The 20,075-nt window shown below is 68.1% G+C and carries 17 protein-coding genes and 1 riboswitch; of the genes, 9 read left to right on the forward strand and 8 right to left on the reverse strand.

From position 1 onward, the window contains the following. Positions 1-625, forward strand: a 625-nt coding sequence (locus N415_RS25360; protein ID WP_152531569.1) for an alpha/beta hydrolase, incomplete at its 5' end; no start/stop codon positions are given. Here N415_RS25360 and N415_RS25365 read toward each other — a convergent pair. Further along, positions 566-1,489: a sigma-70 family RNA polymerase sigma factor gene (locus N415_RS25365; protein WP_068187688.1), complete on the reverse strand. Its 924-nt coding sequence runs from the start codon at positions 1,487-1,489 to the stop codon at positions 566-568. The genes N415_RS25360 and N415_RS25365 overlap by 60 nt on opposite strands. Before the next feature lie 26 nt (positions 1,490-1,515). On the opposite strand from N415_RS25365, the gene N415_RS25370 reads away from it, so the two are divergent. After that, positions 1,516-2,859 carry an aspartate aminotransferase family protein gene (locus tag N415_RS25370; protein ID WP_068187691.1) on the forward strand — a complete coding sequence of 448 codons (1,344 nt, stop codon included), beginning with the start codon at positions 1,516-1,518 and terminating at the stop codon, positions 2,857-2,859. On the opposite strand, the gene N415_RS25375 is transcribed toward N415_RS25370, so the two are convergent. Further along, complete coding sequence (locus N415_RS25375) at positions 2,834-3,085, reverse strand: hypothetical protein (protein ID WP_068106779.1); 252 nt, start codon at positions 3,083-3,085, stop codon at positions 2,834-2,836. The genes N415_RS25370 and N415_RS25375 overlap by 26 nt on opposite strands. Before the next feature lie 179 nt (positions 3,086-3,264). Between N415_RS25375 and N415_RS25380 the strand changes: the two genes are divergently transcribed. Genes N415_RS25380 through nagA form a run of 3 tightly spaced genes read left to right on the forward strand, consistent with a single transcriptional unit; the run spans position 3,265 to position 6,967 of the window. After that, the gene (locus tag N415_RS25380; RefSeq protein ID WP_068187693.1) at positions 3,265-4,494 is read left to right on the forward strand and encodes a D-alanyl-D-alanine carboxypeptidase family protein; all 1,230 of its coding nucleotides are present in this window, start codon (positions 3,265-3,267) and stop codon (positions 4,492-4,494) included. Further along, the gene (locus tag N415_RS25385) at positions 4,491-5,834 is read left to right on the forward strand and encodes a sugar porter family MFS transporter (RefSeq protein ID WP_068187695.1); all 1,344 of its coding nucleotides are present in this window, start codon (positions 4,491-4,493) and stop codon (positions 5,832-5,834) included. The genes N415_RS25380 and N415_RS25385 overlap by 4 nt, the downstream gene beginning before the upstream one ends. Then, positions 5,825-6,967, forward strand: coding sequence for an N-acetylglucosamine-6-phosphate deacetylase (nagA, locus tag N415_RS25390; protein ID WP_068187697.1), 1,143 nt, complete (start codon positions 5,825-5,827; stop codon positions 6,965-6,967). The genes N415_RS25385 and nagA overlap by 10 nt, the downstream gene beginning before the upstream one ends. Here the strand turns inward: nagA and N415_RS25395 are convergent. The 3 genes from N415_RS25395 to trpS all read right to left on the reverse strand — a co-directional run bounded on the left by N415_RS25395 (position 6,964) and on the right by trpS (position 10,593). Next, positions 6,964-8,448 (reverse strand): NAD(P)/FAD-dependent oxidoreductase, encoded by a 1,485-nt coding sequence (locus tag N415_RS25395; RefSeq protein ID WP_068106727.1) that lies wholly within the window; start codon positions 8,446-8,448, stop codon positions 6,964-6,966. The genes nagA and N415_RS25395 overlap by 4 nt on opposite strands. A gap of 76 nt (positions 8,449-8,524) precedes the next feature. Further along, the gene (yhjD, locus tag N415_RS25400) at positions 8,525-9,565 is read right to left on the reverse strand and encodes an inner membrane protein YhjD (protein WP_068187699.1); all 1,041 of its coding nucleotides are present in this window, start codon (positions 9,563-9,565) and stop codon (positions 8,525-8,527) included. Between the two features lie 8 nt (positions 9,566-9,573). Further along, entirely contained in the window at positions 9,574-10,593 is a 1,020-nt protein-coding gene (trpS, locus tag N415_RS25405; RefSeq protein WP_068187701.1) for a tryptophan--tRNA ligase, read from the reverse strand. 131 nt (positions 10,594-10,724) lie between these two features. On the opposite strand from trpS, the gene N415_RS25410 reads away from it, so the two are divergent. Continuing rightward, a complete protein-coding gene (locus tag N415_RS25410; protein WP_068187715.1) occupies positions 10,725-11,522 on the forward strand; it encodes an alpha/beta hydrolase in 798 nt (265 codons plus the stop codon). On the opposite strand, the gene N415_RS25415 is transcribed toward N415_RS25410, so the two are convergent. Then, positions 11,511-12,740, reverse strand: a complete 1,230-nt coding sequence (locus tag N415_RS25415) for an NADP-dependent isocitrate dehydrogenase (protein ID WP_068106717.1) — start codon at positions 12,738-12,740, stop codon at positions 11,511-11,513. The two genes, N415_RS25410 and N415_RS25415, sit on opposite strands and share 12 nt — an antisense overlap. A 34-nt stretch (positions 12,741-12,774) precedes the next feature. Next, complete coding sequence (locus tag N415_RS25420) at positions 12,775-15,015, reverse strand: NADP-dependent isocitrate dehydrogenase (RefSeq protein ID WP_068187703.1); 2,241 nt, start codon at positions 15,013-15,015, stop codon at positions 12,775-12,777. A gap of 173 nt (positions 15,016-15,188) precedes the next feature. Continuing rightward, positions 15,189-15,306, forward strand: a riboswitch (SAM riboswitch). A gap of 144 nt (positions 15,307-15,450) precedes the next feature. Here N415_RS25420 and N415_RS25425 point away from each other — a divergent pair. From N415_RS25425 to N415_RS25435, 3 genes are read left to right on the forward strand one after another with little or no spacing between them, the layout of a single operon-like run. After that, positions 15,451-16,815: a bifunctional o-acetylhomoserine/o-acetylserine sulfhydrylase gene (locus N415_RS25425; protein WP_068187705.1), complete on the forward strand. Its 1,365-nt coding sequence runs from the start codon at positions 15,451-15,453 to the stop codon at positions 16,813-16,815. Positions 16,816-16,826: 11 nt separating this feature from the next. After that, the gene (locus N415_RS25430; RefSeq protein ID WP_068187708.1) at positions 16,827-17,954 is read left to right on the forward strand and encodes a homoserine O-acetyltransferase; all 1,128 of its coding nucleotides are present in this window, start codon (positions 16,827-16,829) and stop codon (positions 17,952-17,954) included. After that, positions 17,951-18,685, forward strand: a complete 735-nt coding sequence (locus N415_RS25435; RefSeq protein WP_068187710.1) for a class I SAM-dependent methyltransferase — start codon at positions 17,951-17,953, stop codon at positions 18,683-18,685. Before N415_RS25430 ends, N415_RS25435 begins: the two co-directional genes overlap by 4 nt. A 10-nt stretch (positions 18,686-18,695) precedes the next feature. Here N415_RS25435 and N415_RS25440 read toward each other — a convergent pair whose 3' ends face one another. Further along, the gene (locus N415_RS25440) at positions 18,696-19,949 is read right to left on the reverse strand and encodes a PE-PPE domain-containing protein (RefSeq protein WP_068187712.1); all 1,254 of its coding nucleotides are present in this window, start codon (positions 19,947-19,949) and stop codon (positions 18,696-18,698) included. Positions 19,950-20,075 lie beyond the last annotated feature (126 nt).

Below are 20,075 nucleotides of genomic sequence, written 5' to 3' on the forward strand. Positions count from 1 at the left end.
CCCCGCCGCCGTCGAAGACGCGATCGCCGCGTTCGAGCACGCGCACCGCCACGCCGCCGACCTGGGTGCGGACCCCGGCCGCGTCGCGGTCGGGGGCGACAGCGCCGGCGGCAACCTGGCGGCCGTGACCGCGCAACAGGCGGTGCGACGCGGTGGCCCCATCCCGGCGTTCCAGCTGCTGATGTATCCCCCGACGGACCTCGCCGGCCGCCGGCCCTCGCACGACCTGTTCGCCGGCGGCTCCACCTTCACCGACCGGAACCTGCGGTGGGCGCTGGCCAATTACATTCCGGCGCATACCGATCCGCGCGACCCGCGGCTGTCACCGCTGCACGGCGACGCCACCGGCCTGCCGCCCGCCTACATCGCAGCCGCGGGTTTCGATCCGATCCGCGACGACGCGGTCGCCTACGCGGACAAGCTGCGGGCCGCCGGTGTCCCGGTGGCGCTCAGCCGGCAGCCGGATCTGCTGCACGCGTACCTCAACTTCGTCGGCCTGGGCGGCCGGTTCGCCGAAGCCGCCGCCGAAGCCGCCGGGGCGCTGCGCCTGGGCCTCGCCGTGGCCTCAGGACAGGCCGGCCAGGGGAGAGCCGGTGAACTTGTCGGGGTTAGCGATATCCCATAGCGCGCAGACCTTTCCGTCGCGCACCGTCATCGCCAGGATCCGCGGCCGCATCTCCCAGTGCCCGTCGTCGCCGGGGCTGCCCGCGGTGTAGACGCCCAGCTCGCCGTTGACCAGCGCCAGCTGATTCGCCGTGAAGAACGCGTCGCCGTAGCGGCGGGCCAGGCCGAAGATGAACCGGGCCACCTTGTCCGATCCCTGAATGACGTGAACGGCGGTGGGCGCCTTGCCATTCGAATCGCCGGTGAACGTCACGCCCGGATGCAGCAGCGAGACGACGGCCTCCAGGTCGCCGGCGGCGATGGCCGCCATCAGCCGGCCGACCACCTCGTTGTGGGTGGGATCGGCCGGCCCGGATATCGGAGCCGGTTCGGCGGCTTCCCTTTTCAAAGCCGTGCGCGCCCTGGACGCCAGCTGGCGCGCGGCGGCCTCGCTGGTGCCCAGCACCTCGGCCACTTCGGCGAAGGGCACGGCGAACCCGTCGTGCAGCACGAACGCGACCCGCTGATCGGGCGACAGGCGCTCCAGCACGACCATCGCCGCGAACCGGGCGTCCTCGCCTGCCACCACCGCGGACAACGGGTCCGCCCCGTCAAAGCCGGTGACCACCGGCTCGGGCAGCCAATTGCCGGTGTAGGTCTCGCGGCGGTGCGCGGCCGACCGCAACCGGTCCAGGCCGAGCCGGCTCACCACGGTGGTCAGCCAGGCCCGCAGGTCGTTGATCTCGCTGTCGTGCTTGTCCCAGCGCAGCCAGGCGTCCTGGACGATGTCCTCGGCGTCGGCCACCGTGCCGGTCAGCCGGTAGGCGACAGACATGAGATGCGGTCGCAGCGCCTCGAACTCGCCAACCTGCTGGGCCGCGGTCATATCGCGAGGCTACGCTCGCGGACGAGATGACTGACAACCTGTGGCTGCACTTCGCCCGGCACGGCACGGGCATCGCACCGCCGATCATCACCCGCGGCGAGGGCGTCAGGATCTTCGACGACCGCGGCAAGGGCTACCTCGACGCGCTGTCCGGGCTGTTCACGGTCCAGGTCGGCCACGGGCGCGCCGAACTCGCCGAGGTCGCCGCCCGGCAGGCGAGCACGCTGGCGTACTTCCCGCTGTGGGGCTACGCCACCCCGCCCGCGGTCGAGCTCGCCGAGCGTCTCGCGCGCTACGCCCCGGGCGACCTGAACCGGATCTTCTTCACCACCGGCGGCACCGAGGCCGTCGAGACCGCCTGGAAGGTGGCCAAGCAGTACTTCAAGCTCACCGGCAAACCCGGTAAGCACAAGGTTATTTCGCGGGCGGTCGCCTACCACGGCACCACTCAGGGCGCGCTGGCGATCACCGGCCTGCCGAAGTACAAGGCGCCGTTCGAGCCGGTGACCCCGGGCGGCTTCCGGGTGCCGAACACGAACTTCTATCGCGCGCCCGAGCCGTTCGCCAACGACCCCAAGGCGTTCGGGCGCTGGGCCGCCGACCGGATCGCCGAGGCGATCGAGTTCGAGGGACCGCAGACCGTCGCGGCGGTGTTCCTGGAGCCGGTGCAGAACGCGGGCGGCTCGATCCCGCCTCCCCCAGGCTATTTCGAGCGGGTGCGCGAGATCTGCGACTCGTACGACGTGCTCCTGGTCTCCGACGAGGTGATCTGCGCCTTCGGCCGGATCGGGTCGATGTTCGCCTGTTCATCAGACATCGGAGACTTCGGCTACGTGCCCGACATGATCACCTGCGCCAAGGGGCTGACGTCGGGCTACTCGCCGCTGGGCGCGATGATCGCCAGCGAGCGGTTGTTCGAGCCGTTCAACGACGCCAAAACCATGTTCCCGCACGGCTATACGTTCGGCGGGCACCCGGTGTCGGCGGCGGTGGCGCTGGCCAACCTCGACATCTTCGAGCGCGAGGGCCTCAACGAGCGCGTCAAACAGAACGCGCCCAGCTTCCGCGCCACCCTGGAGAAGCTCTACGACCTGCCGATCGTCGGCGACGTGCGCGGCGAGGGGTACTTCTACAGCGTCGAACTGGTCAAGGACAAGGCGACCAAGCAGACCTTCACCGACGACGAACGCGGGGCGCTGCTGGTCCGGGTGGCCGCGGCGCTGTTCGAGGCCGGGATGTACTGCCGCACGGACGATCGCGGCGATTCGGTGATTTTGCTGGCGCCGCCGCTGATCAGCGGCCAACCCGAGTTCGACACCATCGAGGCCACCCTGCGCGGCGTGCTCAGCGAGGAGTCGGGCCGGCTGTAGCGAGGACCCGCTTGACCTCGTACGCGGCCAGCAGCACCTCGCGGGAATGGGCCGTGGTCGGGTCGCTGCCCAGCCGGGTCTGCGCGTTGCACAGCCAGGTCAGCGCGGACTTCAGGTCTGCGCCCTCCGCGCTGTCGCGATGCGACTTCAGCTCTTCCAGGATTCGCTCGTGCCCGGAACTGCGAACCTGGGTGCCCTTCTCGACCTGTTTGAGCAGTTGCTCCAGCGACCGCGGACCGTCGCCGTCGCGCCGCCATTTCGACCAAAACCCGTTGCTTTGAATGGTGTCAGCGTACTGGGCCGGCGCCGCACCCCGGCAGGCGGGCGGCTTTGTAACATCCGCCCCATCAGTCACAGCGCGGCTCCCGGAATTTCGGTGCCGGATCGCCTAGTCTGCTCATCACAATGAGCCTGTTACGTTCCGCGTCGTGCCTGGCAGCGGTGGTTTTCTTGGCCGCCGCGCCGATCGCTGCGCCGCTCGCGTCCGCCGAACCGCCCCCGGGCCCCAACGCCGGGCCGCCCAACTGCCCGTACCAGGTGAACACCCCGCCCGCGGTGGACTCCTCGGAGGTCCCGACCGCCGGTGACCCGCCGATCCCGCTGGCGGTGCCCCCCAAGCCGGTCGGCGGCGAGGCGCTGGGCGGTTGCGGCGTCGTCGCGGCACCCGGGACGCCGCCGCTGCCGGGCGACGTGTCGGCCGACGCCTGGCTGGTGGCGGACCTGGACAGCGGCGCCGTGATCGCCGCCAAGGACCCGCACGGCCGGCACCGCCCCGCCAGCATCATCAAGGTGCTGGTCGCGATGGCGTCCATCAACGCGCTGCCGCTGAACAAGTCCGTTGCGGGCACCGCCGACGACGCGGCCGCCGAGGGCACCAAGGTCGGCGTGACCGAGGGCGGCGTGTTCACCGTCAACCAGTTGCTGCACGGCCTGTTGATGCACTCCGGCAACGACGCGGCGCACGCGCTGGCGGTGCAGCTGGGCGGGATGCAGCAGGCGCTGGACAAGATCAACGTGCTGGCCGCCAAGCTCGGCGGCCGCGACACCCGGGTGGCGACCCCGTCCGGGCTGGACGGCCCCGGCATGAGCACGTCGGCCTACGACATCGGCCTGTTCTATCGCTACGCCTGGCAGAACCCCACCTTCGCCGACATCGTCGCGACCCGGACCTTCGACTTCCCCGGCCACGGCGACCATCCCGGCTACGAGCTGGAAAACGACAACCAGCTGCTCTACAAGTACCCGGGCGCGCTGGGCGGCAAGACCGGCTACACCGACGACGCCGGGCAGACGTTCGTGGGTGCGGCCAACCACGACGGGCGGCGGCTGATGGCGGTGCTGCTGCACGGGACGCGGCAGCCGATCGCGCCGTGGGAGCAGGCGGCGCACCTGCTGGATTACGGGTTTTCCACGCCGCAGGGCACTCAGGTCGGCACGCTGATCGAGCCCGACCCGTCGCTGATGCCCACCCGACACGACGGCGCCGCCGACCGACAAGGCGCCCAGGCCGCCCCGCTGATGCCGTCAGCGGACGCGCTGCCGGTGCGGGTGGGTGTCGCCGCGATCGGCACCGTCATCGTGTTTAGTTTGATCATGGTCGCACGCTCAATGAACCGCCGACCGCAGCACCGTTGAGATCACGGCGGGGGCTGCCGCTCGGACTCACCGCCGCCAGCGTCGGCCTCATCTACGGCTATGACCTGTCGATCATCGCCGGCGCGCAGCTGTTCGTCACCGAAGACTTCGGGCTCACCACCCGGCAGCAGGAGCTGCTGACGACGATGGTGGTGATCGGCCAGATCGTCGGCGCGCTCGGCGCCGGCGTGCTCGCGAACGCGATCGGCCGCAAGAAATCGGTGGTGGCGATCCTCGTCGCCTACGCGGCGTTCGCGCTTCTCGGTGCCTTCTCGGTCTCGCTGCCGATGCTGTTGGCGGCGCGCTTCCTGCTGGGACTGACGATCGGCGTGACGGTGGTCGTGGTGCCGGTGTACGTGGCGGAGTCGGCCCCGGCCGCGGTGCGGGGCTCGCTGTTGACGGCCTATCAGCTTGCGATCGTCAGCGGACTCGTCGTCGGGTACCTGACGGGTTACCTGCTGGCCGGCGCGCACGCCTGGCGGTGGATGCTGGGACTTGCCGCCCTGCCCGCAATGCTGCTGCTGCCCTTGCTGATTCGGATGCCCGACACGGCCCGCTGGTATGTGCTCAAGGGCAGGGTCGACGACGCCCGCGCCGCGCTGCTGCGCGCGGAGCCGACCGCGAACACCGACGCAGAGCTGGCCGAGATCGCAACCGCCTTGAGCGAAGGCAGCGGCGGCTTTTCCGAGATGCTGCGACCGCCGTATCGGCGGGCCACCGTCTTCGTGGTCACGCTCGGCTTCCTGATTCAGATCACCGGCATCAACGCGATCATCTATTACAGCCCCCGGATATTCGAAGCGATGGGCTTCACGGGCAATTTCGCGCTGCTGGCCCTGCCGGCACTGGTGCAGATCGCCGGGCTGGCGGCCGTCGGCACGTCGCTGCTGCTGGTCGACCGGGTGGGCCGGCGCCCAATCCTGTTGTGCGGCATAGCCATGATGATCGCGGCCGACCTCGTCCTGATGGCCGTGTTCGGCCAGGGCCGCCTGGGCGGCGCCGGCCTGGTCTTCGGGTTCGCCGGCATCCTGCTGTTCATCTTCGGCTACACCGCGGGTTTCGGTTCGCTGGGCTGGGTGTACGCCAGCGAGAGCTTCCCGACGCGGCTGCGTTCCATCGGTTCCAGCACCATGCTGACATCCAACCTGGTGGCCAACGCGATCATCGCCGCCGTCTTCCTGACACTGTTGCATTCGCTGGGCGGCGCGGGGACTTTCGCGGTTTTCGTGGTCCTCACGCTGATCGCCTTCGGCTTCGTCTACCGCTATGCCCCGGAAACCAAGGGGCGCCAGCTCGAGGACATCAGGCACTTCTGGGAAAACGGCGGCCGATGGGACTGATCTCGGCGGGGACGATAGTTTTCGACGGGCAGGTCTGCCGGCCGGGATGGCTCGAGACGTCCGGCGGGCGGATCCGGGCGTGCGGTGCCGGCCCGCCGCCCGGGCCGGCCGACCGCGATTTCCCGGATTGCGTTGTGGTGCCGGGCTTTGTCGACATGCACGTGCACGGCGGCGGCGGTGCCTCCTACACCGAGGCCTCCATCGCGCCCGACACCATCGACGCGGCCGCAGACTTTCACAGGCGGCACGGCACCACCACCACGCTCGCCAGCCTGGTCACCGCCGCGCCGGCCGAGCTGATCGCCGGCGTCCGCGCGCTCGCCGCGGCCGCCCAACGGGGCACCATCGCGGGCATCCATCTGGAGGGGCCGTGGCTGAGCCCGGCCCGGTGCGGGGCGCACGACCCCACCCGGATGCGCCACCCGGACGCGAGAGAGATCGACGCCGTGCTCGCCGCCGGCGGCGGCGCCATCCGGATGGTCACGCTGGCGCCGGAACTGCCGGGCGCCGACGACGCGATCCGGCGGTTCTTGGACGCGAATGTGGTTGTGGCCGTGGGTCATACCGACGCGACCTACGAGCAGACCCAACGGGCCATCGCCGCGGGCGCCACGGTCGGCACCCACCTGTTCAACGCGATGCCGCCGCTGCATCACCGCGAACCGGGGCCCGCCCTCGCGCTGCTGCGCGACCCGGGGGTGACCGTCGAACTCATCGCCGACGGCGTGCACGTGCACCCCGAGGTGGCGCGCGCCGTCGTTGCGGCCGCTGGGCCCGACCGCGTCGCGCTGGTCACCGACGCGCTAGCCGCGGCCGGCTGCGCCGACGGAACGTTTCGGCTCGGCGCGGTGCCGGTCGACGTCGTATCCGGCGTCGCGCGGGTGCACGGGACGTCGACGATCGCCGGCAGCACCGCCACCATGGATCGGCTCTTCCGCGACGCGGCCGCCTCGGACGCGGGAGATGCGGGGCTGGCCGCCGCGGTGGCGATGACGGCGACGACGCCGGCGCGTGCGCTGGGCCTCGAGCGGGTGGGCGCCCTGCGGGCCGGTTACGACGCGAATCTGGTTGTGCTGGACGGCGCCTCGGAGGTGAGCGCCGTCATGGTGCGCGGCGAATGGTTGGCGGGTTAGCGGATCGCGTAGTCACTCAACGGGAAGCTTGACGCTTCCTCGACCGCGTTTTCCGTCGGCGTCGGCCGCAGCAGACTCGCTTCGCCGCTGCTGTTGAAGTAGTACGACCGCGAGGTGGCGCAGTTGCCGGCGTAGAAAATCGTGTCGTCGAGGAGCTCGGTCATCTGGTCCAGGAAGCGGGTGTTTGCTTCCTCGGTCACCTCGAACTCGGTCGCACCCACCCGCTGCAGCTCACCGAAAAGCCGGTCCATGTGCCGCATCTGGTACTCCACGTTGTTGAAGACCGAGAGGCCGCAGAACCCGTACGGACTGGCCAGGCTCAGGTAGTTCGGGAAGTACGGGACGGACATCCCCTGATAGGCCTGGAACCTGTTCTCGCGCCACCACTTTCCGAGGTTTCGGCCCTGCCGGCCGATCATCTCGATCGCCGGGAAGTTGGCGTCCCACAAATCGAAACCGGTGGCGAGCACCAGGGTGTCGATGACGGTCTTGCGCCCGTCGGCGGTGACGATGCCGTCGGGCTCGATCCGCTCGATGCTGTTGGTCTCCAAGTGCACGTGCGGTTCGGTGAAGGTGCGGTAGTAGCTGTTGGACCACGTGGGCCGCTTACAGCCGAAGTCGTAGTCGGGCGTCAGCTTGCGGCGCAGCTCCTTGTCCCGTATCGAGACGAACCGGCTGATCTTGGCCAGGTCCGCGGCGACGATGGTCAGCCGTCGGAACGTGCGGAAATGCAGCACCCCCGTCACGATCATGATTTCGAAGAAGAAGTCGGTCAGATGCCGAACGAGCCGCTGCACCTTCGGAGCCCGGGCGAACACCCGCTGCAGCCACGCGGGAATCGCGAAGTCGATCTTGGGAACCACATGGATCGCCGTCCGCTGATACACGGTCAGGTCGGCGACTTTGCCGGCCAGCACGGGGATCAACTGCACCGCGGTCGCCCCGGTTCCGATGATTGCCGCGCGGCGACCCTCGAGGTCGTAGTCGTCGTCCCAGGCCGTGGTGTGGATGACCTTGCCGGCGAAACTCTCGATTCCGGGAATGTCCGGGGTACGCGGCTGCGACAGGAATCCCGTCGCGGTGATCAGGAAACGCGCCGTCAGCGTTTCGCCGCCCGCCAACTCCACCCGCCACCTGTGCGCGTCCTCGTCCCAGCGCGCGCCTTCGACAACCGTGTTGAACCGCATGTAGCGGCGCACGTCGTATTTGTCGGCGACGTGCTCGGCGTATCGCTTCAATTCGGGGCCGGGGGCGAACAGGCGGGACCAGTAGGGGTTGGGTTCAAACCAGTACGAGTAGGTGGTGGAAGCGATGTCGACGGCGAGGCCCGGGTACCGGTTGACATGCCAGGTCCCGCCGAGGTCGTCCTCGCGGTCCAGGATGACGATGTCCTGGTAGCCGAGCCGATTGAGCTGGATCGCCGCGCCGATGCCGCTGAAGCCCGCACCAACGATGACGAACTCGAATTCGCCCGTACTCATGGGACAGGTAGCTCCTTGTGTGACGCAGGTCACCGCGCGCTGCGCAGCTGCTCGCGTACCGAGTGTAAAGCAGGAGTCATTTTCCCTGCGTGAGCAGCCGGCGGGCCAGCCGGGAGAACGCCAACGCCCCGGCGGCTCCCAGGCCCACCGCGGTCAGCGTCTGACGCGTGGACAGTCCCTCGTCCAGCTGCACCCGCGGGGCGATGATCGCGGGCGGCGGGGGGTCCACGTGCTTGGCCCGCGGGTCGTCGGACGCGGTGGCGGCCCACGCGGCGGCGAACAGCACCAGGTACGCGGTGACGTAGGCGAACACCATGAGGCCCAGCACCGGGCCGAAGGCGACCCCGGCGGGGCTGCGCAGGACCGCCCTCAGATACAGCGAAGCCACCTGCTTGAACGCCTCGAAGCCGATCGCCGCCAGCAGGCCGGCCCGCATCGAGGCGACCGGGTCGACCTTCTCGCGGGGCAGCCGGGCGATCATCCAGGCGAACAGCAGCCACGACACGAACAACGAGATCACTATCGAGAACAGCCGGAACAGCCAGTCGAACACCGAAAGCTCCGGTATACCAAGCCATCTCAGCACCGCGCCCATCGGCGCCTCGTGCCCGAGCGTACTGAGCGCCACGGTGGCCAGCGCCACGGTGAACGTTCCCACCATCGCCAGCAGGTCGGAGAGTTTGTTGCGCAGGAACCCCGGCGACTCGATACGCTTGTCCCACCACATCTCGGTCACCGCGCCCCGCAGGTGCGATATCCAGCCCACGCCCGCCCAGGCGGCGGTGGCCAGCCCGATCAGGCCGACCGAGGTTCGCGCGTCGATCGCCGAATTCATCAGGTCGACCAGCTGTTGCGAAAGCGCGCCGGTCACCGCGGACCGGATGTGGTCGTCGATCGTGCTCAGCAGCTGCGGCCGGCGCGACAGCAGGAACCCGAACGCCGCGAAACCCACCATCAGCAAGGGGAATAACGCGAAGATCGTGTAGTAGGTGAGGCCGGCGGCGTAGAACCCACCGTTGCGCTCATCGAAACGCTGATAGGCGCGCATGACGTGGTCGAGCCATCGAAACCGGGCACGCAGCCGATCCAGGATGCCTGGCTTGGCCGGCTCGCTCATGCGTAACCCTATTCCGGTACCGGAAGGAACCCCAACCGATCGTAAACCCGCCGAACGGTTTTCCCGGCGACCTCCTCGGCGCGCTGCGCCCCGGCCGCCAGCACCGACTCCAATTCGGCACGGTCGGCCATCAATTCGTCGACGCGCGCCTTGATCGGGCTCACGAATTCGACCACGGCCTCGGCGGTGTCCTTCTTCAGGTCGCCGTAGCCGCGCCCGGCGTAGCCCTCGACGAGCTTGTCGATGCCGACCCCGGTGACCGCCGACTGGATGGTCAGCAGGTTCGACACGCCCGCCTTGGCCTCGGTGTCGTAACGGATCTCGCGCTCACTGTCGGTCACCGCGGAGCGAATCTTCTTGGCCGACAACGCCGGATCGTCGAGCAGGTTGATCAGCCCGGCATCGGTGGCCGCCGATTTGCTCATCTTCGACGTCGGGTCGGCCAAGTCGTAGATCTTGGCGGTCACCTTGGGGATGAGCACGTCGGGGACGACGAAGGTGTCCGGGAACCGGCTGTTGAACCGCTGCGCGACGTCGCGCGCCAGCTCGAGGTGCTGGCGCTGGTCCTCGCCCACCGGCACCAGGTCGCTGTCGTAGGCCAGCACGTCGGCCGCCTGCAGCACCGGATAGGTGAACAGGCCGACCGTGGTCGAGTCGCTGCCCTGTCGCGTGGACTTGTCCTTGAACTGTGTCATCCGCGACGCCTGGCCGAAGCCGGTGAAGCACCCCAGCACCCACGCCAGCTGGGTGTGGGCGGGCACGTGGCTCTGCACGAACACCGTGCTGCGCTCGGGGTCGATGCCCAGCGCCAGGTACTGCGCGGCGGTGACCAGGGTCCGCCGTCGCAGCGCCTCGGGATCCTGCGGGATGGTGATCGCGTGCAGGTCGACGACGCAGAAGAACGCGTCATGGTCGTCTTGCAGCGCCACCCACTGGGTGATCGCGCCCAGCGCGTTACCGAGGTGAAGCGAATCGGAGGTGGGCTGCACGCCGGAGAAAAGCCGGCTGGATCCGGTAGCGGTGCTCATGATTCCTCGATCTTTTCACGCGCGGACCGGCCGTTGTTTGCAGTACCGGCGGTACCGCCATTACTGTCGGACCCATGGGGAGCAACGTGGGGAGCCGTCCGCCGATCCATCTCGGTTCCGGAGAACCGATCCTGCTGCTCCACCCGTTCTTGCTGTCGCAGGCGGTGTGGGAGGACGTTGCGCGGCAGCTGGCCGACACCGGCCGCTACGAGGTCTTCGCCCCGACGATGGCCGGCCACAACGGCGGCCCGAAGGCCGGGACCTGGTTCTTGTCGTCCGACGTGCTCGCCGACCACGTCGAGCAGCAGATGGACGAACTGGGCTGGAAGACCGCCCACATCGTGGGCAACTCGCTGGGCGGCTGGGTCGCCTTCGAGCTGGAGCGCCGCGGTCGGGCGCGCAGCGTCACCGGCATCGCCCCGGCCGGCGGTTGGACGCGGTGGACCCCGGCGAAGTTCGAGGTGATCGCCAAGTTCGTCCTGGGCATCCCCCTGCTGGTGGCGGCCTGGGCGTTCGGCCCCAAGGTGCTGCGCCTGCCGTTCAGCCGGCAAATGGCCACCTACGCGATCAGCGCCAAGCCCGACGGCGTCAGCGACGCTCAACTGCTCGGCTGCATCGACGACGTCGCACACTGCCCGGCCTACTTCCAGCTGCTGGTCAAGGCGCTGCTGCTGCACGGCCTGCGGGAGGTCGCGCAGAACGCCGTCCCCGCCCATCTGGTGATCTGCGAGAAGGACCGGATCCTGCCGTCCCCGCGGTTCAGCCGGCATTTCACCGACCAGCTGCCCAAGGACAGTCACCAGGTCACCAAGCTCGACGGCGTGGGACACATTCCGATGTTCGAGGCGCCCGAGCGCATCACCCGGGTGATCACCGAATTCATCGAGGAGCACTGCCCGGTCGCGGGCCGCGAGGAGTCAGCCGGCTAGGGCCTTTTCCAGGTTCTCGGCGATGGAGTTCAGAAACTCCTCGCTGTTCTGGTACTCCTGCTCGGGGCCGATGAGGATGGCGAGATCCTTGGTCATCTTGCCGTCCTCGACGGTGGCGATGACGACCTCTTCGAGCTTCTGGGCGAACTCGATCACCTCGGGGGTGTCGTCCAGCTTGCCGCGGTGCTGCAGGCCCCGCGTCCAGGCGAAGATCGAGGCGATCGGGTTGGTCGACGTCGGCTTGCCGGCCTGATACTGCCGGAAGTGTCGGGTGACGGTGCCGTGCGCGGCCTCGGCCTCGACGGTCTTTCCGTCGGCCGTCATCAGCACGGACGTCATCAGCCCCAGCGAGCCGTAGCCCTGCGCGACGGTGTCGGACTGCACGTCGCCGTCGTAGTTCTTGCAGGCCCACACGTAGCCGCCCTCCCACTTCAGGCAAGCCGCCACCATGTCGTCGATGAGCCGGTGCTCGTAGGTCAGGCCCTCGGCTTCGAACTGTTCCTTGAATTCCTCGTCGTAGATGCGCTGGAACTCGTCTTTGAACATGCCGTCGTAGGCCTTGAGGATGGTGTTCTTGGTGGACAGGTACACCGGCCACTTGGCGTTCAGGCCGTAGGCGAACGAGGCGCGCGCGAAATCGCGGATGGAGTCCTTGAAGTTGTACATCCCCATCACGACGCCGCCGTCCTCGGGGATGGACACCACCTCGTGCACCATGGGCTCGCTGCCGTCGGCCGGCGTGAACGTCAGCGTGACGGTGCCGGGCTTGTCGACCTTGAAGTTGGTCGCGCGGTACTGGTCGCCAAAAGCGTGCCGGCCGATGACGATTGGCTTGGTCCAGCCCGGAACCAGCCGCGGCACATTGGAGATCACGATCGGCTCGCGGAAGATGGTGCCGCCCAAGATGTTCCGGATGGTGCCGTTGGGCGAGAGCCACATCTTCTTCAGGTTGAACTCGTGAACCCGCGCCTCGTCCGGCGTGATGGTCGCGCACTTGACGCCCACGCCGTGCTTCTTGATCGCATAGGCCGCGTCGATCGTCACCTGGTCGTCGGTGCGGTCGCGGTGCTCCATGCCCAGGTCGTAGTACTCCAGGTTGATGTCGAGATGGGGCAGGATCAGCATGTCCTTGATGAGCTTCCAGATGACGCGGGTCATCTCGTCGCCGTCGAGCTCGACCACCGGGCCCTTGACCTTGATCTTGGATTCGTCAGACATATCGAGTTCGACCTTCTTTTCGCGGCTCTCAGCCCTAGGAGGCTTGCGAAGCCGCCAGCGCTTCGTTGAACGTTTTGCTCGGCCGCATTACTGCAGTCGTCTTCTCCGGGTTCGGGCGATAGTAGCCGCCGATGTCGACCGGCTCGCCCTGCGCCTCCGCGAGTTCCGCCACGATCGCGTCCTCGTTTTTGCTCAACTCCTCGGCCAGCGCGGCGAAGTGCTCGCGCAACTCGTCGTCATCGGATTGCGCGGCGAGTTCCCCGGCCCAGTACAGCGCCAGGTAGAACTGGCTGCCGCGGTTGTCGAGTTCGCCGGTCTTGCGTGACGGGCTCTTGTTGTTCTCCAGCAGCTTGCCGATCGCCGCGTCCAGCGTCTTGCCGAGCAGCTTGGCGCGCGGGTTGTCGGTCTTGATGCCGATGTCCTCGAAACAGGCTCCCAGAGCAAGGAACTCGCCGAGGGAATCCCAGCGCAGATGATTTTCCTCGACCAGCTGGTGGACGTGCTTCGGCGCCGAACCGCCCGCCCCGGTTTCGTACATCCCGCCGCCGGACATCAGCGGCACGATGGACAGCATCTTGGCGCTGGTGCCCAGCTCCAGGATCGGGAACAGGTCGGTGAGGTAGTCGCGCAGGATGTTTCCGGTCGCGGCGATGGTGTCCTGCCCGCGTATCGCGCGCTCGATCGTGTAGCGCATGGCCCACACCTGCGGCATGATCTGGATTTCCAGGCCCTCGGTGTCGTGCTCCTTGAGGTACTTCTTGACCTTGTTGCGCAGCTCGACCTCGTGCGGCCGTTCGGTGTCCAGCCAGAACACCACCGTCATGCCCGAGTTTCGCGCCCGGGTGACGGCCAGCTTCACCCAGTCGCGGATCGCTTCGTCGGTGACGATCGGCATCCGCCAGATGTCGCCTTCTTCCACGTTCTGGGTCAGCAGGACTTCCCCGGTGTCGAGGTCGACGATGTCGGCGACGCCGTCTTCGGGGATCTCAAATGTCTTGTCGTGCGAGCCGTATTCCTCGGCCTGCTGCGCCATCAGGCCGACGTTGGGGACGGTGCCCATGGTCGTCGGGTCGAACTGCCCGTGGGTTTTACAGAAGTTGATGATCTCCTGGTAGATGCGCGAGAAGGTCGACTCGGGGTTGACGGCCTTGGTGTCCTTCTGCCGCCCGTCGGCGCCCCACATCTTGCCGCCGGCGCGGATCATCGCCGGCATCGACGCATCGACGATCACATCGCTCGGCGAATGAAAGTTGGTGATGCCCTTGGCCGAATCGACCATCGCCAGCTCAGGGCGGTGTTCGTGGCAGGCGTGCAGGTCGCGGATGATCTCCTCGTGCTGCGTCGCGGGCAGCGATTCGATCTTGTCGTAGAGGTCGACCAGCCCGTTGTTGACGTTGACGCCCAGCTCGTCGAACAACTCCTGGTGCTTGGCGAACGCCTCCTTGTAATAGACCTTCACGGCGTGGCCGAAGACGATCGGGTGGGAGACCTTCATCATGGTCGCCTTGACGTGCAGCGAGAACATCACGCCGGTCTCGTAGGCGTCCTGCATCTGTTCCTCGTAGAACTCGACCAGGGCCTTCTTGCTCATGAACATGGAATCGATGACGTCGCCGTCGCGCAGCTCGACCTTCGGCTTGAGCTCGAGGGTCTCCCCGCTCTTGGTCCGCAGCACCATCTTCACGTTGCGCGCCCGGTCCAGCGTCATCGACTTCTCGCCGTGGTAGAAGTCGCCGTGTCGCATGGTGGCGACGTGGGTGCGCGAGGCCGGCGACCATGCCCCCATGCTGTGCGGGTGCCTGCGCGCGTATTCCTTGACGGCCTTGGGCGCACGCCGGTCCGAGTTGCCTTGCCGCAGAACCGGGTTCACCGCGCTGCCCAGGCATTTGCCATACCGGGCGCGAATTTCCTTGTCCTCGTCGGTTTTCGGGCTCTGCGGAAAGTCCGGGATCTGGTAGCCCTTGCCCTGCAGCTCCTTGACGGCGGCGATCAGCTGGGGCACCGAGGCGCTGACGTTCGGCAGCTTGATGATGTTGGTGTCGGGCCGCTGCGTCAGCTCGCCGAGCTCCGCCAGGTCGTCGGGCACCCGCTGTTCTTCGGTCAGGTAGTCGCCGAACTCGGCGAGGATCCGAGCGGCCACGGAGATGTCACTGGTCTTGATCTTGATGCCCGCCGGCTCGGCGAAGGCTCGCACGATCGGCAGGAACGCGTAGGTCGCCAGCAGCGGCGCCTCGTCGGTCAGCGTGTAGATGACGGTCGGTTGTTCGGCGCACACGGTCCATCTCCCGGCATCATTGGATCGGTTCTCAGCGTTCTGGTTGCCACGTTATCAAGGGTGTTTGGACAGGTGTCGACCCGCAGGCGAGCCGGTCTGTTGGCATCTGTGTTGGCATCTCTGTTGGCATCTCTGTTGGCATGGGCGAGCCGCTATGAGATAGGCTTCACATCGGTCATGAGCGCCAGCGCTAAGCCCCGGCTTGCTGGCCGGCAACCCTCCAACCGCGGTGGGGTGCCCCGGGTGAAAGACCAGGTCTAGTAGCCACAGGCTGCGCGGCAAGCGCGGGTCCGCCATACCGGACCCCTGACTAGAGGGGAAACGTGATGCGCATTCAGCAAGCTCATTCGCGTCGTTTTGTCTGCCGTCGGTAATTCGACCGCGCACTTCCCGATACCCGAATTCATGCCCTTCTGAGAAGAAAGCACACCGCACGTGAGCTCTGAAAACAACGAAACCAGCCCCGAAACAGATCCGACCGCGCACTGGTCGTTCGAGACCAAACAGGTCCACGCCGGCCAGAGTCCCGACCCCGCGACCAACGCCCGTGCCCTGCCGATCTACCAGACCACGTCCTACGTCTTCAACGACACCGCGCACGCCGCCGCGCTGTTCGGGCTCGAGGTCCCGGGCAACATCTACACCCGGATCGGCAACCCGACCACCGACGTCGTCGAGCAACGCATCGCCGCGCTCGAGGGCGGGGTGGCCGCGCTGTTCCTGTCCTCCGGCCAGGCGGCTGAGACATTCGCCATATTGAACCTCGCGAGTGCTGGAGATCACATCGTGTCCAGCCCGCGGCTCTACGGCGGCACCTACAACCTGTTCCACTATTCGCTGCCGAAGCTCGGCATCGAGGTCAGCTTCGTCGACGATCCCGACGACCTCGATTCGTGGCAGGCCGCGGTGCGCCCGAACACCAAGGCGTTCTTCGGTGAGACCATTTCCAACCCGCAGATCGACATCCTCGACACGCCCGGGGTTTCCGGGGTCGCCCACGCCAACGGCGTGCCGCTGATCGTCGACAACACCATCGCGACGCCCTACCTGATCCAGCCGTTCACCCAGGGCGCCGACATCGTGGTGCACTCGGCCACCAAGTACCTGGGCGGGCACGGTGCCGCCATCGCCGGCGTGATCGTCGACGGCGGCACCTTCGACTGGACGCAGGGCCGCTTCCCCGGATTCACCACGCCCGACCCCAGCTATCACGGCGTGGTGTTCGCCGAGCTGGGGCCGCCGGCGTACGCGCTCAAGGCCCGCGTGCAGCTGCTGCGCGACCTCGGGTCGGCCGCCGCGCCGTTCAACGCGTTCCTGGTGGCGCAGGGCCTGGAGACGCTGAGCCTGCGCGTCGAGCGGCACGTCGCCAACGCGCAGCGGGTCGCCGAGTTCTTGGAGGCCCATGACGGCGTCGTGTCGGTCAACTACGCGGGGCTGCCCAGCTCGCCCTGGTACGAGCGCGGAAAGAAGTTGGCGCCCAAGGGAACCGGGGCCGTGCTGGCGTTCGAGCTGGCCGGCGGTGTCGAGGCCGGCAAGGCGTTCGTGAACGCGCTGCAGCTGCACAGCCACGTCGCGAACATCGGCGACGTGCGCTCGCTGGTGATCCACCCGGCGTCGACCACCCACGCCCAGCTGAGTCCCGAGGAGCAGCTGTCCACCGGCGTGAGCCCCGGCCTGGTGCGGCTGGCCGTCGGCATCGAGGGCATCGACGACATCCTCGCCGACCTGGAGCTCGGCTTCGCCGCGGCCCGCAAGATCGGTGCCGGGGCGGCCGACCCGCAGGCCGTGGCGGCGTTCTGAGGGGTTTCGACATGACGATCTCCGACGTCCCGACGCAGACGCTGCCCGCCGAAGGCGAGATCGGCCTCGTCCACATCGGCTCGCTGACCACCGAAAGCGGTGCCGTAATCGACGACGTCTGCATCGCGGTGCAGCGCTGGGGCGAGCTGTCGCCGACGCGCGACAACGTGGTGGTGGTGCTGCACGCGCTCACCGGCGATTCGCACATCACCGGGCCCGCCGGTCCGGGGCATCCCACGCCCGGCTGGTGGGACGGCGTGGCCGGGCCGGGAGCGCCGATCGACACCAACCGCTGGTGCGCGGTGGCCACCAACGTGCTCGGCGGCTGCCGCGGCTCCACCGGCCCCAGCTCGCTGGCCCGGGACGGAAAGCCCTGGGGCTCAAGGTTTCCGCTGATCTCCGTGCGTGACCAGGTGAGGGCCGACGTCGCCGCGCTGGCCGCCCTGGGCATCGACCGGGTGGCCGCCGTCGTCGGCGGATCCATGGGCGGCGCAAGGGCTTTGGAGTGGATCGTCGGCCACCCCGACCGGGTGCGGGCCGGGCTGCTGCTCGCGGTCGGCGCGCGCGCCACCGCCGACCAGATCGGCACGCAGGCCACGCAGGTCGCTGCCATCAAGGCCGACCCGAACTGGCACGACGGCGACTACTACGAGACCGGGCAGTCGCCGGACGCCGGGCTGACCATCGCCCGCCGCTTCGCGCACCTGACCTACCGCGGCGAGGTCGAGCTGGACACCCGCTTCGCCAACGACAAGCAGGGCGGCGGGGACAGCCGCTACGCCGTGCAGAGCTACCTGGAGCACCAGGGCGACAAGCTGTTGGCCCGCTTCGACGCTGGCAGCTACGTCGTCCTGACCGAGGCGCTGAGCAGTCACGACGTCGGCCGGGGCCGTGGCGGCGTCGAGCGCGCCCTGCGCGGATGCCCGGTGCCGGTGGTGGTCGGGGGCATCACCTCCGACCGGCTCTACCCGCTGCGGCTGCAGGAGGAGCTGGCCGAGCTGCTGCCCGGCTGCTCCGAGCTGCACGTCGTCGACTCCATCTGCGGGCACGACGGGTTCCTGGTGGAGTCCGAGGCCGTCGGCAAGTTGATCCGAAAGACGCTCGATTTGGCGGACTCGGCTGATCGGGGCCGGCGGTGATCCGCTCGGGCCAGGAACGCTCCCTCTCGTTCGGCTCGGCGGCCGCCGCGTACGAGCGTGGCCGCCCCTCCTATCCACCGGAGGCCATCGACTGGCTGATCCCGCGCGGCGCGCGCCGCGTGCTGGATCTGGGCGCGGGCACCGGCAAGCTGACCACCCGGCTGGTGGAACGCGGCCTGGACGTGGTGGCCGTCGACCCGATTCCGGACATGCTCGAGGTACTGCGCTCCTCGCTGCCGGAGACCCGGGCCCTGCTGGGCACGGCGGAAGAGATTCCGTTGGAGGACAACAGCGTTGACGCGGTGGTCGTCGCCCAGGCGTGGCACTGGGTTGATCCCGAGCGCGCCATCCCGGAGGTGGCCCGGGTGCTGCGGCCCGGCGGGCGGCTCGGCCTGGTGTGGAACACCCGCGACGAGCGGCTGGGCTGGGTGCGCGAGCTGGGCGAGATCATCGGCTCCGACGGGGACCGGGGCCGCTTCGACGTGTCGCTGTCGGCGTCGTTCACCGAGCCCGAGCGTCATCAGATCGAGTGGACGAATTACCTTACGCCGCAAGCATTGATCGACCTGGTGGCGTCGCGCAGCTACTGCATCACCTCGCCGACCGAGGTCCGCACCCGCACGCTCGACCAGGTGCGCCAGTTGCTGGCCACCCATCCGGCGCTGGCGAATTCGAACGGTCTGGCGCTGCCGTACGTGACCGTGTGCATCCGGGCGGCGTTGGCCGCGTAGTTCGTTCGCGTCACCAGAAGAGGTTCGGCAGCGGGGGCAAGCCTTGCAGCACGCCCTGGGAGAAGTACGGCCCCGCGTTCGGTGTCAGCGACGAATAGCCGTCGTTGACGATCGGTTCCAGGAACGAGTTGAGGTTGTCGACGATCGGTTGCGGGACGCCAATCTGCTGAAGCGGCAACAACATTGGCAGGGTCGGTGACGGGACCATGTAGGTGGTGATGGTGCCGCCCAGGGAAGTGGTCGTGCTGGACACCTGCACCGCGTCCGACATCGAGGCCAGCGATGTGGTGTTGTGGTGGTAGATCCCGCCGGCCAGCGCGTTGACCCACGCCGGGATGTTCCAGGGCCGGTCGGGCGGGTTGCCGAAAAAGTCGTACTGGCCGAACACCACGCTGACGTCGTACTGGGTGTTCGGCAGGCCCTGCGACGTGTAGTCGACGAAGGGCACGGTCACGCCGTTCGGCAGGTAGATGTGGAACAGGCCGGTCTCGGGCCCGTTGAACAGGGCGAACTGCAGGGCGCTGTGCGGTGGAGCCGTCGGGTCGGCCGCCAGGGCGGCCAATTCGCGGTTGACGACGAGCGTTCCCTCCGACAGCGCGGCGATGCGCACCGGTGCACCGCTGCCGTTCGCGAAGGCATTGAAGATCTGGTCGTTGAGCGCCCGCTGCCCCATGGCGAGGGCCTCGTTGACGCCGGGAGCGGCCAGGCTCCCGCTGATGAGGCCGATGCTGGCCGGGTAGTTGACCACCTGGGAAGTGGTGCCGGGGAACCAATTCTCGCCGATGGCGTGGTTCAGCAGGTCGTACCCCTGCAGGATCGACACGGAAATGGGGCCCGGGATGCTGCCCGCATAGAGCAACTGCCCCAGATACGGCAGCTCGGTGATGAAGTTCGGGTAGTACAGCGGTCCCGCGCCGGGAACCGTGATCCGCGTGCCCGCCGCCGCGCCCGGGATGAGCGGGGACCCCAACAGCGACTCGGCAGTCGCGATCTCGGTGCTCAGATACGTACCGGCGTTGGCCTGCAGGGTGAGCACGAACTTTTCGTGCAGCTGCGTCGCTTGCGCGGTGATCTCGTGGAATGCCAGGCCGTGCGCGCCGAACAGGCCGGCGATGCTCGTCGACACCTCGTCGGCGCCGGCCGCCAGCAGCGACGTCGTGGAGTTCGCGGCCGCCGTGTTCGCCGCGTCGACCGCGGACCCGATCCCGGCCAGATCCTCGGCAGCAGCCGACAACCATTCGGGCGTGGCGAGGACATACGACACCTGGTGCCTCCTTGCCCCCGATCGGTGGCTGTGAGGCTACTCGCGGCCGGGACGCTAGGCGTCGCTTTCGTCTTCCTCGTCATCGCCGTCGTCGTCGTCTTCCTCGTTGGTGTGGAGGAGTTTTTC

Origin of the sequence: Mycobacterium sp. UM_CSW (assembly GCF_000455205.1) — a bacterium.
Lineage (GTDB): Bacteria > Actinomycetota > Actinomycetes > Mycobacteriales > Mycobacteriaceae > Mycobacterium.

Coding starts and splice junctions, on each gene's coding strand:
- N415_RS25365 (WP_068187688.1), bottom strand. CDS start 1,489: ATGACCGCGGCCCAGCAGGTTGGCGAGTTCGAGGCGCTGCGACCGCAT.
- N415_RS25370 (WP_068187691.1), top strand. CDS start 1,516: ATGACTGACAACCTGTGGCTGCACTTCGCCCGGCACGGCACGGGCATC.
- N415_RS25380 (WP_068187693.1), top strand. CDS start 3,265: ATGAGCCTGTTACGTTCCGCGTCGTGCCTGGCAGCGGTGGTTTTCTTG.
- nagA (WP_068187697.1), top strand. CDS start 5,825: ATGGGACTGATCTCGGCGGGGACGATAGTTTTCGACGGGCAGGTCTGC.
- N415_RS25395 (WP_068106727.1), bottom strand. CDS start 8,448: ATGAGTACGGGCGAATTCGAGTTCGTCATCGTTGGTGCGGGCTTCAGC.
- yhjD (WP_068187699.1), bottom strand. CDS start 9,565: ATGAGCGAGCCGGCCAAGCCAGGCATCCTGGATCGGCTGCGTGCCCGG.
- trpS (WP_068187701.1), bottom strand. CDS start 10,593: ATGAGCACCGCTACCGGATCCAGCCGGCTTTTCTCCGGCGTGCAGCCC.
- N415_RS25415 (WP_068106717.1), bottom strand. CDS start 12,740: ATGTCTGACGAATCCAAGATCAAGGTCAAGGGCCCGGTGGTCGAGCTC.
- N415_RS25430 (WP_068187708.1), top strand. CDS start 16,827: ATGACGATCTCCGACGTCCCGACGCAGACGCTGCCCGCCGAAGGCGAG.